This window comes from Microbacterium sp. NPDC055599, from assembly GCF_053618975.1.
The window spans coordinates 33,030-46,806 of sequence record NZ_JBSHIM010000005.1; the positions used below are offsets into that span (position 1 = coordinate 33,030).

Annotated in this window: 12 protein-coding genes; 2 read left to right on the top strand and 10 right to left on the bottom strand. The window is 70.7% G+C overall.

Annotated features, from left to right (window positions below; genetic code table 11):
* Positions 1-15 precede the first annotated feature (15 nt).
* Positions 16-1,167, top strand: coding sequence for an ROK family transcriptional regulator (locus ACWGQ1_RS05855; RefSeq protein ID WP_136034949.1), 1,152 nt, complete (start codon positions 16-18; stop codon positions 1,165-1,167).
* Positions 1,168-1,185: 18 nt separating this feature from the next.
* Here ACWGQ1_RS05855 and ACWGQ1_RS05860 read toward each other — a convergent pair whose 3' ends face one another.
* The 8 genes from ACWGQ1_RS05860 to ACWGQ1_RS05895 form a co-directional block, all read right to left on the bottom strand.
* Positions 1,186-2,460 carry an alpha-L-fucosidase gene (locus ACWGQ1_RS05860; RefSeq protein WP_206251355.1) on the bottom strand — a complete coding sequence of 425 codons (1,275 nt, stop codon included), beginning with the start codon at positions 2,458-2,460 and terminating at the stop codon, positions 1,186-1,188.
* A gap of 94 nt (positions 2,461-2,554) precedes the next feature.
* Positions 2,555-3,583 (bottom strand): ketol-acid reductoisomerase, encoded by a 1,029-nt coding sequence (gene ilvC / locus ACWGQ1_RS05865; RefSeq protein WP_136046205.1) that lies wholly within the window; start codon positions 3,581-3,583, stop codon positions 2,555-2,557.
* 43 nt (positions 3,584-3,626) lie between these two features.
* Positions 3,627-4,136: an acetolactate synthase small subunit gene (gene ilvN, locus ACWGQ1_RS05870; RefSeq protein WP_136036742.1), complete on the bottom strand. Its 510-nt coding sequence runs from the start codon at positions 4,134-4,136 to the stop codon at positions 3,627-3,629.
* 3 nt (positions 4,137-4,139) lie between these two features.
* Positions 4,140-5,939 (bottom strand): acetolactate synthase large subunit, encoded by a 1,800-nt coding sequence (locus tag ACWGQ1_RS05875; protein WP_136034957.1) that lies wholly within the window; start codon positions 5,937-5,939, stop codon positions 4,140-4,142.
* A gap of 51 nt (positions 5,940-5,990) precedes the next feature.
* Positions 5,991-7,709, bottom strand: coding sequence for a dihydroxy-acid dehydratase (gene ilvD / locus ACWGQ1_RS05880; protein WP_136036741.1), 1,719 nt, complete (start codon positions 7,707-7,709; stop codon positions 5,991-5,993).
* Between the two features lie 106 nt (positions 7,710-7,815).
* On the bottom strand, positions 7,816-8,616 hold the full coding sequence (otsB, locus tag ACWGQ1_RS05885) for a trehalose-phosphatase (RefSeq protein WP_452312533.1): 801 nt from the start codon (positions 8,614-8,616) through the stop codon (positions 7,816-7,818).
* A gap of 35 nt (positions 8,617-8,651) precedes the next feature.
* Positions 8,652-10,058 carry an alpha,alpha-trehalose-phosphate synthase (UDP-forming) gene (locus tag ACWGQ1_RS05890; RefSeq protein WP_136046204.1) on the bottom strand — a complete coding sequence of 469 codons (1,407 nt, stop codon included), beginning with the start codon at positions 10,056-10,058 and terminating at the stop codon, positions 8,652-8,654.
* A gap of 62 nt (positions 10,059-10,120) precedes the next feature.
* Entirely contained in the window at positions 10,121-11,383 is a 1,263-nt protein-coding gene (locus ACWGQ1_RS05895; protein ID WP_378822742.1) for an MFS transporter, read from the bottom strand.
* Between the two features lie 206 nt (positions 11,384-11,589).
* Here ACWGQ1_RS05895 and ACWGQ1_RS05900 point away from each other — a divergent pair, with 206 nt between their 5' ends.
* A complete protein-coding gene (locus ACWGQ1_RS05900) occupies positions 11,590-11,889 on the top strand; it encodes a hypothetical protein (protein WP_025103262.1) in 300 nt (99 codons plus the stop codon).
* A 24-nt stretch (positions 11,890-11,913) separates the two neighbouring features.
* On the opposite strand, the gene ACWGQ1_RS05905 is transcribed toward ACWGQ1_RS05900, so the two are convergent.
* Complete coding sequence (locus ACWGQ1_RS05905) at positions 11,914-13,116, bottom strand: acetyl-CoA C-acetyltransferase (RefSeq protein WP_240744681.1); 1,203 nt, start codon at positions 13,114-13,116, stop codon at positions 11,914-11,916.
* Positions 13,109-13,777, bottom strand: a complete 669-nt coding sequence (locus tag ACWGQ1_RS05910) for a CoA transferase subunit B (RefSeq protein WP_247638697.1) — start codon at positions 13,775-13,777, stop codon at positions 13,109-13,111. Before ACWGQ1_RS05910 ends, ACWGQ1_RS05905 begins: the two co-directional genes overlap by 8 nt.

Genomic DNA, 13,777 nt, shown 5'->3' on the forward strand with positions numbered 1-13,777 from the left:
AGACGAAGGGCTCCCATGACGAACCCCGCCGACACCCCCGTCGACGACCCGCACACGCGGCGCATCCTCGACCTCGTCGCGCGCGGTCAGGCCCGCTCCCGCTCGGAGCTGGCGGCGACGATGGGCGTCGCCGCGTCCACGGTCGGACTCCGCGTGCAGGCGCTGCTCGACGCCGGCGTGCTGCAGGAGGCCGGAGCCGGCACCTCGCGCGGCGGTCGCCGGCCCCGCGTGCTGCAGATCGCTTCCGACGGCCTCGTGCTCTCCGCCGACCTGGGCGGAAAGCACGCCCGCGTGGGACGGCACGACCTGAGCGGCGCGCTGCTCGACAGCGAGACGATCGCGATCGACGTCGCCGACGGCCCGGAGGCCACGCTCGCGCGAGTCGCCGAGGTGTTCGACCGCCTCGTGGCGGACACCAGGGTGCACGCGATCGGGGTCAGCCTCCCCGGCCCGGTCGACATCGCCACGGGATCCGTCGACCAGCCCTCGCGCATGCCGGGATGGCCGGGCTTCCGCGTGGGCGAGCACCTCGCCGAGCGCTACGGCGTGCCGGTCGTCGTCGACAACGACGCGAACCTCGCGGCGCTCGGCGAGCATCGGGAGCAGCTCGGTCACGGACAGCACAGCATCACCGTGAAGGCGGGGACCGCGATCGGCAGCGGCATCATCGTCGACGGTCACGTGCACCGCGGCGCGACGGCCGCGGCGGGCGACATCACCCACACCCGCATCGACGGCAGCGGCGACATCCCCTGCTCGTGCGGCAACACCGGATGCCTGGAGACCGTGGCCAGCGGTGCCAGCCTCGTGCGACAGATGCACGAGCGCGGCAACACCGCCGTCGCCACGACCGCCGACGTGCTCACGCTCGCGCGCGACGCCGATCCCGTCGCGACCACGCTCGTCCGCACGGCGGGCACGCACCTGGGTCAGGCGCTCTCCGGTGTCGTGAACTTCTTCAACCCGCACGCCGTGTTCCTGACGGGCAGCATGAGCGCCTCGGAGCCGTTCATCGCGGCCGTCCGCAGCCGGGTCTACGAGGCCTGCCACCCCCTGGCCACGCAGCGCCTGCGCATCGAGGCGGCGACCACGGGCGCGGACGCGATCCTGTACGGCGCCGCGCGGCTGGCGCTCGAAGGCGTGGAGATCCCGGTGGCGACGGCCTGAGCCGCCGCCACCGCCCGCTCACTCCGCGCGCAGGCGCAGCTCGATCACCGGCACCAGCACGTCGGGACGACGCACGGGCAGATGCACCGTGAGCGTCCCCTCGGCCTCGCCGGCGGGGGTCATCAGATCCGCCTGCTGCTCGGGGTCGGACACCGAGGTGCGCAGCCACGAGCCGTCGTTCAGCAGGCGCGCGTACGTCACGCGGTCGGCGAGTCCGGGAAGGTGCACGAACCCGAGCGGCCAGCTGAAAAGGCTGAGGTAGAGGCGGTCGCCCCGCAGCGTGTACACGCCCTCGCGCGGCGGGGTGAACGGGGCGTGCCCTGCACCGATGACCGCGCGCTCGTGCAGCCGCATCCACTCCCCGATCTCCGCGAGCGTCCCGGCATCCCGCGGCGCGATCGCCCCGCGGCCGTCCGGACCGATGTTGAGCAGCATGTTGCCCCCCATCGAGACCGAGTCGACCAGCATCTGCACCAGCAGCGTCGGCGACTTCTGATCGGTGTTGTCGCGGTGGTATCCCCACGATCCGTTGAGGGTCTGGCAGGCCTCCCACACCAGGGGCTCACCGTCGCGCAGGAGTGGCGCGGTCGGCTGGTACTGCTCCGGGGTGACGAAGTCGGCGGGGATGCCCAGGCGGTCGTTCACCAGCATCTCCGGCTGCAGCTCGCGGCACAGAGCGAGCAGCGCCTCGGCGTCCCAGTCCTCGGGCCCTTTGCCGGCCCAGCCGTCCTTCTCCTCGGGGTAGGTGAAGTCGAAGAACAGGTAGTCGATGTCGCCGTACGCGGTCAGCAGCTCGCGCACCTGGCCGTGCAGATACGCGCGGTACCGCGACATGTCGCGACCCTCGTTGAGCGCGTGCGCGTTCTCGTCGTCGCGGCGGGGGTGGTTCCAGTCCACCGTGAAGTCCGGGTGGTGCCAGTCGATCACCGAGTGGTACAGCCCCACCTTGAGCCCCTCGGCGCGGAGCGCGTCGACGTACTCGCGCACGAGGTCGCGTCCGACGGCCGACATCGACGTGAAGTCCGTGAGCGCGGAGTCCCACAGGCAGAAGCCGTCGTGGTGCTTCGTCGTGAGCACGACGTAGCCCATCCCGCTCTCCTTGGCCGTCCTGGCCAGGGCGGCCGCATCGAACAGATCGGGGTCGAAGTTGTCGAAGTACGGGCGGTAGTCCTCGTCGGTGAGGCGTTCGTAGTTCTGCACCCACTCGTGCCGCGCCGCGCCGCTGTACAGCCCGAAGTGCACGAACATCCCGAAGCGGGCGTGATCAAACCATTCCTGTCGCATGCCTCCCATCCTGGCATAGACATCCGATGTTTGACGGACGAATGAGGTCGGGAAACGCGGAACGGGCGCCCCCGAGGGGACGCCCGTTCCTTCGACGATCGACTCAGCGCGCGGCGCTGCCGTCCACGTAGTCCTCATCCTGCTGCTTCCAGGCGAACAGCGACCGCAGCTCCTTGCCGGTGGCCTCGATCGGGTGCTGCTCCTCCTTGGCACGCAGCGCGAGGAACTCCTCGGCGCCGTTGTCCTGGTCCTCGATGAAGCGCTTCGCGAACGCGCCGGACTGGATGTCGGACAGCACGCCCTTCATGCTCTCCTTGACGCGCTCGTCGATCACACGCGGTCCGGAGACGTAGTCGCCGAACTCAGCCGTGTCGGAGATCGACCAGCGCTGCTTGGCGATGCCGCCCTCCCACATCAGGTCGACGATGAGCTTCAGCTCGTGCAGCACCTCGAAGTAGGCGATCTGCGGCTGGTACCCGGCCTCGACGAGCGTCTCGAAGCCCGCCTGCACCAGGTGGCTCATGCCACCGCAGAGCACGGCCTGCTCACCGAAGAGGTCGGTCTCGGTCTCCTCGGTGAACGTGGTCTTGATGACGCCGGCCCGGGTGCCGCCGATCGCCTTGGCGTACGACAGCGCGAGGTCCCAGGCGTGACCCGATGCATCGCGCTCGACGGCGATGATGTCCGGGATGCCGCGACCGGCGACGAACTCGCGGCGCACCGTGTGACCGGGCGCCTTCGGGGCGACCAGGATCACGTCGACACCCTCGGGGGCGTCGATGTAGCCGAAGCGGATGTTGAACCCGTGCGCGAACGCGAGGGTCTTGCCCGCGGTCAGGTTCGGGGCGATCGACTCGCTGTAGATCGTGCGCTGGTGCTGGTCCGGCGCGAGGATCATGATGACGTCGGCCCACTCGGTCGCATCGGCGACGGTCTTGACCGGGAAGCCGGCCTCCTCCGCCTTCGCGGCGGACTTGGAGCCCTCCTTGAGGGCGATCGCGACCTCGACGCCCGAGTCGCGCAGGTTCTGCGCGTGGGCGTGACCCTGCGAGCCGTAGCCGACGATCGCGACCTTCTTGCTCTGGATCAGGGACAGGTCGGCGTCGTCGTCGTAGAAGATCTCGGTGCTCACGGTGTGTTTCTCCTTGATTGTGGTTCGGAAGAGTGGGGAATGGTCAGCCGCGCAGGACGCGCTCGGTGATGCTCTTGCCGCCGCGGCCGATGGCCAGGAGACCGGACTGGGCGATCTCCTTGATGCCGAAGGGCTCCAGCGCACGCAGCAGCGCCTCGACCTTGCCCTTGTCCCCGGTGACCTCGATCACCAGGGCGTCGGAGGCGTAGTCGACGACCGACGCGCGGAACAGGTTCACGACCTCGATCACGTTCGACCGGGTGGCGTTGTCGGTGCGCACCTTCACGAGCATGTGCTCGCGCTGCACCGAGGTGGTCGGGTCGAGCTCGACGATCTTGATCACGTTGATCAGCTTGTTCAGCTGCTTGGTGACCTGCTCCAGCGGAAGCTCCTCGACGTCGACGACGACCGTGATGCGGGAGATCCCCGGCACCTCCGTCACGCCGACCGCGAGGGAGTCGATGTTGAAGCCGCGGCGGGCGAAGAGCCCCGCGACACGGGTCAGCAGGCCGGGGGTGTTCTCCACCAGCAGGCTCAGCACGTGGGTCGACATGGCTCAGTCCTCCTCGTCGAAGGCGGGCGCGTGGTCGCGCGCGTACTGGACATAGCTGTTGCTGACGCCCTGCGGCACCATCGGCCACACCATGGAGTCGGCGCTCACCACGAAGTCGATCACCACGGGGCGGTCGTTCGTGTCGAGAGCGAGCTGGATGGCCGCGTCGACCTCCTCCTCCTTCTCCACACGGATCGCGAGGCAGCCGTACGCCTCTGCGAGCTTGACGAAGTCGGGGATGCGGACCGTGCCGTGCCCGGTGTTCAGGTCGGTGTTGGAGTGGCGGCCGTCGTAGAACAGCGTCTGCCACTGCCGCACCATGCCCAGCGAGGAGTTGTTGATGATGGCGACCTTGATCGGGATGTTGTTGATCGCGCAGGTCGCGAGCTCCTGGTTGGTCATCTGGAAGCAGCCGTCGCCGTCGATCGCCCAGACCTGGCGTTCCGGCTCGGCGACCTTGGCCCCCATCGCCGCGGGGACCGAGTAGCCCATGGTGCCCGCTCCTCCGGAGTTGAGCCACGCGTTCGGACGCTCGTACTTGATGAACTGCGCGGCCCACATCTGGTGCTGCCCCACGCCCGAGGCGAAGATGCCCTCCGGTCCGGTGAGCTCGCCGATGCGCTGGATCACGTACTGCGGCGCCAGCAGCCCGTCGGTCGTCGGCGCGTAGCCGAGCGGGAACTCGTTGCGGAGGCCGTCGAGGTACGACCACCACTCCTCGATGTCGGGCTTCGCGCCACCCGTCGCACCGCGGAATGCGGCGTCGAGGTCGGTCAGCACGTCACGCACGTCGCCCACGATCGGCACATCGGCCGTGCGGATCTTCGAGATCTCCGCGGGGTCGATGTCCACGTGCACGACCTTGGCGTGCGGAGCGAACAGCGCCGCCTTGCCCGTCACGCGGTCGTCGAAGCGCGCGCCGAGCGACACGATGAGGTCGGCCTCCTGCAGCGCCAGCACCGCCGGAACGGTGCCGTGCATGCCGGGCATGCCCAGGTGCTGCGCGTGGGAGTCGGGGAAGGCGCCGCGGGCCATCAGCGTGGTCACCACGGGGGCGCCGGTGGACTCCGCGAGCTCCAGCAGCTCGGCGGCCGCACGACCGCGCACGACGCCGCCGCCGACGTACAGCACCGGCTTCTTGGCCTCGGCGAGCAGGGCGGCCGCGGCCTGGATCTGCTTGCCGTGCGCCTTGGTGACCGGGCGGTAGCCGGGCAGGTCGATCTTGGGCGGCCACACGAACGGGGCGACCGCCTGCTGCGCATCCTTCGTGATGTCCACGAGCACGGGACCGGGACGACCGGTGCCGGCGATCTCGTAGGCGGCCGCGATCGCGCCGGGGATGTCCGCCGCGTCCTTCACCAGGAACGAGTGCTTCGTGATCGGCATCGTGATGCCCACGATGTCGGCCTCCTGGAACGCGTCCGTTCCCATCAGGGTCGAGAACACCTGGCCGGTGATCGCCAGCAGCGGCACCGAGTCCATGTAGGCGTCGGCGATCGCAGTGACGAGGTTCGTCGCGCCGGGACCGGAGGTGGCGATGCACACGCCGACCTTGCCCGACGCGGACGCGTACCCCTCGGCCGCATGACCGGCGCCCTGCTCGTGGCGCACCAGGATGTGGCGCAGCTGCGACGCGTCCATGAGCGGGTCGTACACCGGCAGGATCGCGCCACCGGGGAGACCGAAGACGTCGGTGACGCCGAGCAGCTCGAGCGAGCGCACGACGGCCTCGGCACCGGTGATCTCCGGGGCGGATGAACGGGCGGGCGGCCTCGGCACGGCCGAGACGGTGTCAGCAGTCATGACTTTCCTTCTGGTGAACTGTGGAGGACGCCGGATGCCGATGCATCCGGGTCAGCCGGTGGTCGCTCCCTCGGCGGCGGACCGCACGAGGCGCGAGTACTTGGCAAGAACGCCTCGGGTGTAGCGCGGGGGAAGCGGCTCCCAGCCAGAGCGGCGGGAGGCGAGCTCCGCCTCGTCGACGAGTAGGTCGAGAGAGCGAGCTGCGATATCGACCCGTATCAGATCACCATCGCGCACGAAGGCGATGGGACCAGCGTCCACCGCTTCGGGTGCTATGTGGCCGATGCACAGGCCGGTTGTGCCGCCTGAGAATCGTCCGTCCGTCAAGAGTAGTACATCTTTTCCGAGCCCAGCGCCCTTGATGGCCGCGGTGATCGCGAGCATCTCCCGCATGCCCGGTCCGCCCTTGGGGCCCTCGTAACGGATGACGATGACGCTGCCCGGCTCGATCGAGCCCTCGGCGACCGCGTCCATCGCCGCACGCTCGCGCTCGAACACACGCGCCGGTCCCTCGAACACGGCCGCGTCGAATCCGGCGGTCTTGACCACGGCACCCTCCGGGGCGAGCGAGCCGTGGAGGATCGTGAGGCCGCCCGTCGCGTGGATGGGGTTGTCGAAGGTGTGGATGACCTCGCCGTCGATCGGCTGCGGGTCGAGGTCGGCGAGGTTCTCGGCGAGCGTCTTGCCCGTCACGGTGAGCGCGTCGCCGTGCAGCAGGCCCTCGTCGAGCATCGCCTTCATGATGACGGGGATGCCGCCGTGACGGTCGACGTCGTTCATCACGTACTTGCCGAACGGCTTCATGTCGGCCACGTGCGGCACGCGGTCGCCGATGCGGTTGAAGTCGTGGAGGCTCAGCTCGACCTCGGCCTCGCGGGCGATCGCGAGCAGGTGGAGCACCACGTTCGTGGAGCCGCCGAGGGCCATCGCGAGCGCGATCGCGTTCTCGAACGCCTCCTTCGTGAGGATGTCGCGGGTCGTGATGCCCTGGCGGAGCAGGTTCACCACGGCCTCGCCGGAGCGGTGCGCGAAGTAGTCGCGACGGCGGTCGGCCGCGGGCGGAGCAGCCGAGCCGGGAAGGCTGAGGCCGAGCGCCTCGGCGACCGACGCCATCGTGTTGGCGGTGTACATGCCGCCGCACGCCCCCTCACCGGGAGCGATCGCGCACTCGATGCGCTTGAGGTCCTCCTCGCTCATGAGACCGGCCCGGCACGCGCCGACCGCCTCGAACGAGTCGATGATCGTGACGTCCTTCTCGGTGCCGTCCGAGAGCTTGACCCACCCCGGCGCGATCGAGCCGGCGTAGAGGAACACGCTGGAGAGGTCGAGGCGGGCGCTGGCCATGAGCATGCCGGGGATCGACTTGTCGCAGCCCGCGAGGAGCACGGAGCCGTCGAGGCGCTCGGCCATCATCACGGTCTCGACCGAATCGGCGATGACCTCGCGCGAGACGAGCGAGAAGTGCATGCCCTCGTGGCCCATCGAGATGCCGTCCGACACCGAGATCGTCCCGAACTGCAGCGGGTAGCCGCCGCCGGAGTGCACGCCCTCCTTCGCGCCCTGTGCCAGACGGTCGAGGCTCAGGTTGCACGGCGTGATCTCGTTCCAGCTGGACGCGATGCCGATCTGGGGCTTGTCCCAGTCCTCGTCGCCCATGCCGACGGCACGGAGCATGCCGCGGGAGGTCGTGGCCTCGATGCCGTCGGTGACGACGCGGCTGCGGGGCTTGATGTCGATGGGCGCGCTGGAGGAGGGATCATGCGAGGACATGACGAGAGTCTATTCCTGCGCGAGCACCCGTTCGTCCGCACGCGGGCTCCAGAAGCGCGGCGATCTGTTGTGGGGTGTCCACACGCGTGCAGCGGGAGCCGGAGGGTCAGCCCCCGAGAGCGACCTGCCGCTCGTCGGCGAGCGTCTCCAGCAGGGCGCCCACCTGCTCCGGGGAATCCACCCGCAGGGCCGCGGCGCTCTCCCCCGGGCCGACGCGCACGCCGAGGTCGCCCTCGCCGAGCACGCGCATGGCGTCCTCATCGGTCACGTCGTCGCCCGCGAAGAGGATGCCCGTCGCGTCGAAGCGCTCCCGCAGCGCGGCCATCGCCGCATCCTTCCCCTCCGCCCGGGACGAGAACTCCAGCACCCGGTGACCCGCCCGGCGACGCCAGTGCGGGAACCGCTCGGCGACCAGCGCGTCGATCTCCGCGAACACGCGCTCCTCGGTCTCGCGGTCGGCACGGCGCGTGTGCACCCCCATGCCGAACGTCTTCGGCTCCAGCTCCGCCCCCTCGTAGCGGTCGATGATCGGCTGCGCGGCCGCCCACAGCTCCTCGCGCGCACCGTCCGCCGTGGGGGCACCCGGCGCATCCTCCGCGCCTTCGCCGGGGAACCAGTACTGTGCGCCGTGCGACCCCGCGAGCGCGATCACCGAGTCGTCCGTGTGCTCGGTGATCTCACGCAGGTCGTGCATGCTGCGGCCGGAGACGAAGGCCACGACGGTGTCGCGCATCGCGGCGAGCCGGGCGATCTGGGTGGCGACCGCGGGATGGGCCCTGGCGGCCATCGGGTCGACGACGAGCGGCGAGGCCGTGCCGTCGAAGTCGAGGGCCACCACGAGCCGGGGGGTCGCGGCCAGCGCGGTCAGGTCGGCGTCGGCGGTTCCGGGGGTCCAGGGGCGCGTCACGGGTTCTCCGTTCGAGGTGCGGGTATCGGGCGGGCTCAGCGACCGCGTACCGCGGCGAGGGCGTCGAGGAAGGAGGTCGACCAGGCGTTCACGTCGTTGTCGAGCACGCGGCGCCGCAGTGACCTCATGCGGCGCGCCTGCTCGGCGGGCGACATCTCGACGGCCTCCATGATCGCGTCCTTGAGCCCGGCGATGTCGTGCGGGTTGACCCGGACGGCCTGGCGCAGCTCGTCGGCGGCACCCGTGAACTCGCTCAGCACCAGCACGCCGTGGTTGTCGGTCCGCGTCGCGATGTACTCCTTGGCCACGAGGTTCATGCCGTCGCGGAGCGCGGTCACGAGCATCACGTCGGCCGCGAGGTAGAGCGCCACCATCTCCTCGCGGGGATAGCCCTGGTGCAGGTAGCGGATGGCGGAGTGTCCGACCGTGTCGTGGTCGCCGTTGATGCGGGCGACCGCGAGCTCGATCTCGTCGCGCAGGTGGGCGTAGGCGTCCACGCGCTCGCGGCTCGGGCTGGCGACCTGGATGAGCGTGACGTCCTCGACGGCCAGGCGCCCGTCCTCGAGGAGCTCGCCGTAGGCCTTGATCCGGTGACCGATGCCCTTGGTGTAGTCGAGGCGGTCGACCCCGAGCAGGATCCGTTTGGGGTTGCCGAGACTCGCGCGGATCTCGGCCGCCCTCGCCCGGACGTCCGGTCGCGCGGCGAGCTCCAGGTACGGCGCCGTGTCGATGGAGATCGGGAACGCCTTGGCGAGCGCGGTCCTGGTCTCGCCGCCCTCGGGTACGGCGACGTTGGCTCCCTTGACCTCATAGCGCAGCCGACGCCGCACCGCCGTGAGGAAGTAGGTCGCGTCCTGCGCCCGCTGGAAGCCGATGACATCCGCCCCGAGCAGGCCGCGCAGCACCTGGTCGCGCCAGGGCAGTTGCGCATACAGGCCGTGCGCGGGGAACGGGATGTGGTGGAAGTAGCCGATGGTCACGTCGGGTCGCAGCTCGCGCACCATCTGCGGTACGAGCTGCAGCTGGTAGTCGTGCACCCAGACGGTGCCGTCCTCCGCCACGGCTGCCGCGGCCGCCTCGGCGAAGCGCCGGTTCACCGTCACGTACGCCTCCCACCACTCGCGGTGGTACTGGGGTGGCGCGATCACGTCGTGGTAGAGCGGCCAGATGGTGTCGTTCGCGAAGCCCTCGTAGTAGTCGGCGACCTCCTCCGCGCTCAGTGCGACGGGGATCAGATCGATGCCGTCCGCCTCGAACGGGTCCAGCGCGACGTCGGGCTGCCCCGGCCAGCCGACCCAGGCGCCGTGCACACGGCGCATCATGGGCTCGAGGGCGGCCACGAGACCGCCCGGCGAGGTGCGCCATGTCTCTTCGCCGTCGGGGCCCACCACCCGGTCGACGGGTAGGCGGTTGGCGACGACGACGAAGTCAGCAGCGGTCACGGAGAGCTCCTTGGGGGTTTCATCCAGGCTATCGAGGAACCGCGGCGCTCGCCGATCTGCGCTCAGGGCTTGACGGGCGCGCGTCGATGCGTCACGCCGCTGAGGGCCCAGTTCGCGACACCCGCGCCGAACGCGATGGCCGCGGCGACCATGGGCAGCACCAGCGCGGCCTCGGTTCCCGCGCTCTCCGCGAGCTCGCCCGCCACGGCCGCGCCGATGGACTGACCCACGACGACACCGGATCCGAGCATCGTCATGACCGTCGCGGACCGACCGCGTGGGCTGCGTGCCGCGCCGAAGCTGTACTGCGTGACCAGGGTGGGGCCGATGCCGATGCCCATCACGGCCAGCGCGATCATCATGGCCGCGGGGCTGTCGACCACCCAGAGGAGCAGCGTGCCCGCGAGCAGGATCGCGGAGAACACGAGCCACCGCGCCCGCAGCGTGAAGCGGGCGGGGAGCCACGCGACGCCCAGGGCGAGCGCCGCCGATCCCACGCCCATCACGCCGTACAGCAGCCCGGCCTGCTCCGGCGCACCGCGGTCGGCCATGAACGACGTGAGCGAGGTGAGCATCGCGCCGAAGAACAGTCCGACGCCCAGGATGCCGAGCACCACGATCAGCAGTCGCGGGCGGAACAGCTCGGACACGGCCGAGGGAGCACGGCCGTCCGCGTCGCGGTCCTGCGACACCTGGCGACCGCTGGGGTGCAGGGCGAAGGCTCCCACGAAGACCAGCGTCAGGACCGCCGCGCCCACCAGCGGGGCCCAGGGCGCGAGAGCAGACGCGAGGATGCCGACCAGGAACGGCCCGAACACGAACACGGTCTCGTCGGCCGCCGACTCGTACGCCATCGTTCCGGACACGGTCCTGGTGCGGCGCTCCTCCGGCATCCGCTCCACGATCAGCGTGACCAGGCGGGAGCGGGACAGCGGGGCCACCTGGGGCGCCGTCGCCCCGATGCCGACCGCGGCGAGCAGGACGAACCCGTCGGCGGCCTCGCCGTACACGACCGCGGTGAACAGCAGCAGCATGGCGGCGTTGCCGACCGCGAGCACGAGAAGCACAGCGCGCTGACCGAACCGATCGGCCGCGGCGCCCAGGAGCGGCCCGAAGCAGGCGGTCCCCAGGCCGACCGCAGCGGAGGTGAGTCCGCCCAGGGCGAGGGAGCCGCGGGCCGAGACCACCACGGTGAGCACGCCGACGACCATCATGGCGAACGGCAGTCGCGCGATGAACGCGATCAGGAAGTAGGGCAGGCCGGCGAGGCGGAAGAGGCTCGGCTCGTGGGCGCGGGCAGGAGGGGTGACGGTGACGTGTGTCATGGCTCTCGCGCGTCGATGACGCGATGTCGGGTGCCGCCGCTGTCCGCCGGAGAGGCCGGCGGCCGGTAGATACACGGTGTGTGCGGCCGCGGGTGACCCGCGACTCCCCCATGATAACGACCCCGCCTGCATGGGCGCCCTGCCAGCACCGCCCTCGCGTTGTCAAGGCAGGGCGAGGGACGGAGGGCGGCGGGTAGCGTAGGGGCATGCGATACCTCTTCAGCACCGGACTCGTCGCCGCGATCTCGGCAGGGATCTCGCTGCTGCGCGGCACCCGCAACGAACCCATCACCTGGCGCTCGCTCCTGTCGTGGGTGAGCTGGGGCATCACGATGGCACTCGCGGTGGGCGCCGTGGTCGACATGCGTCGCGAGCGCCACGGCGTCCCGGTCGACGCCGACTCCCCGCAGTCCGTCAAGAAGTCGAAGAAGGCGCAGCGGCTGCAGTTCCGGTCGCAGAAGGCCCTCGCCGACGCGCAGGGGCACGCCCAGGACAAGCGGTCCTGACGCGCCCCCACGGCCCGCGGTCGTTCACCGGGTGAGGATGAGCGCCTCGCCCTGCCCGCCGCCGCCGCACAGCCCGACCGCGGCCGTGCCGCCCCCGCGTCGCACGAGCTCGTGAGCCGCATGCACGACCAGGCGGTTCCCTGACGCTCCGATCGGGTGGCCGATCGCGATCCCGCCGCCGTGCACGTTGACGATGTCGCTGTCGAGGCCCAGTTCGGTCTGCGACCGGGCGACGACCGCACCGAACGCCTCGTTGATCTCCACGATGTCCAGATCCGCCGGCGTGATGCCCTGCTTCTCGCACGCGCGCTCGATCGCCCGTGCGGGCTGCGCCTGCAGCGAGTTGTCCGGCCCAGCGGTCTGCCCGCTCGCGCCGACGGTCGCCAGCACGGGCCAGCCCTTCGCCTCCGCGATGCGCCGCGTCGCCACGACGACGGCCGAGGCGCCGTCGGAGATCTGCGAGGAGTTTCCCGCGGTGATGCTGCCGCCCTCCGCGAACGCGGCACGCAGCCCGGCCAGCGACTCCACGGTGGTGTCGGGGCGCACGCCCTCGTCCCTCGTGACGCGCAGCGGCTCACCGCGTCGCTGCGGCACCTCGACCGGCACGATCTCCGCGTCGAGCACGCCGGACTCCTGCGCCGCGGCGGCCCGCTGGTGCGAGAGCGCGGCGACCGCGTCCTGAGCCTCGCGCGTGAGGCCGAAGCGCTCGTTGTGCCGCTCGGTGGACGCCCCCATGCTCTCGCGGTCGTACGCGTCGGTCAGGCCGTCGTAGGCCAGGTGGTCGAGCACCTCGACGGTGCCGTACGCCCAGCCGTCGCGCGACCCCATCAGCAGATGCGGGGCCCTGGTCATGGACTCCATGCCCGCAGCCACCACGACCTCGGCGTCGCCGGTGCGGATCATGCGGGCGGCGTCGATCACGGCCGTCAGCCCGGACAGGCACACCTTGTTCACGGAGTGCGCCGGCACGTCCCAGCCGATCCCCGCGCCGATCGCCGCCTGCCTGGCCGCGTTCTGTCCCGAGCCGGCGGCGAGCACCTGTCCGACGATCACGGCATCCACGTCGCCGGGGTCGACGTGTGCCTGCTCCAGAGCGCCGCGGATCGCGAACGAGCCCAGCTGCGGCGCGGTGAACGCGGCGAGCTGACCCTTGAGCCGGCCCTGCGGGGTGCGCGCGGCGGCGACGATGACCACGTCGTCGTCCGTCACCATGTGGTTGTCAGTCATGGGTGGGGGTCCTTCCGTTCTGCAGTTCCGGGGAGAGGCTGAGGGGCGGTTCCGTGGCGGCGGCGACCTCGTCGATCGTGACACCGGGGGCGAGTTCGACGAGCACCAGGCCGTCGGGCGTCACGTCGATCACGGCCAGGTCGGTGATGATGCGGTCGACCACTCCGCGGCCGGTGAGCGGGAGGGAGCAGTCGTCGACGATCTTCGCCGACCCGTCCTTCGCCACATGCTCCATCAGCACGATGACCCTGCCCGCGCCGTGCACGAGGTCCATGGCGCCGCCCGGACCCTTGACCATCTTGCCCGGGATCATCCAGTTCGCCAGGTCGCCCGCGGCCGACACCTGCATGGCACCGAGGATCGCGGCGTCGATCTTCCCGCCACGGATCATGCCGAAGCTGAGGGCGGAGTCGAAGAAAGCCGCTCCGGGGAGCGTCGTCACGGTCTCCTTGCCCGCGTTGATGAGGTCGGGGTCGACCTCCTCCTCGCGCGGGTAGGGCCCGACTCCCAGGATCCCGTTCTCGGACTGCAGCACCACGGTCACGCCGGGCGGCACGTGGTTGGGCACGAGCGTGGGCAGCCCGATCCCCAGGTTCACGTAGGAGCCGTCCTGCAGCTCGGCGGCGGCGCGGGCTGCCATCTGGTCTCGCGTGAGCGCCAT

Bases quoted from the DNA above. Each gene is read 5' to 3' on its own strand.
- ACWGQ1_RS05855 (WP_136034949.1), top strand. From the start codon at position 16: ATGACGAACCCCGCCGACACCCCCGTCGACGACCCGCACACGCGGCGC.
- ACWGQ1_RS05860 (WP_206251355.1), bottom strand. From the start codon at position 2,460: ATGGGAGGCATGCGACAGGAATGGTTTGATCACGCCCGCTTCGGGATG.
- ilvN (WP_136036742.1), bottom strand. From the start codon at position 4,136: ATGTCGACCCACGTGCTGAGCCTGCTGGTGGAGAACACCCCCGGCCTG.
- ACWGQ1_RS05875 (WP_136034957.1), bottom strand. From the start codon at position 5,939: ATGACTGCTGACACCGTCTCGGCCGTGCCGAGGCCGCCCGCCCGTTCA.
- ilvD (WP_136036741.1), bottom strand. From the start codon at position 7,709: ATGTCCTCGCATGATCCCTCCTCCAGCGCGCCCATCGACATCAAGCCC.
- ACWGQ1_RS05895 (WP_378822742.1), bottom strand. From the start codon at position 11,383: ATGACACACGTCACCGTCACCCCTCCTGCCCGCGCCCACGAGCCGAGC.
- ACWGQ1_RS05900 (WP_025103262.1), top strand. From the start codon at position 11,590: ATGCGATACCTCTTCAGCACCGGACTCGTCGCCGCGATCTCGGCAGGG.
- ACWGQ1_RS05905 (WP_240744681.1), bottom strand. From the start codon at position 13,116: ATGACTGACAACCACATGGTGACGGACGACGACGTGGTCATCGTCGCC.
- ACWGQ1_RS05910 (WP_247638697.1), bottom strand. From the start codon at position 13,777: ATGGCGCTCACGCGAGACCAGATGGCAGCCCGCGCCGCCGCCGAGCTG.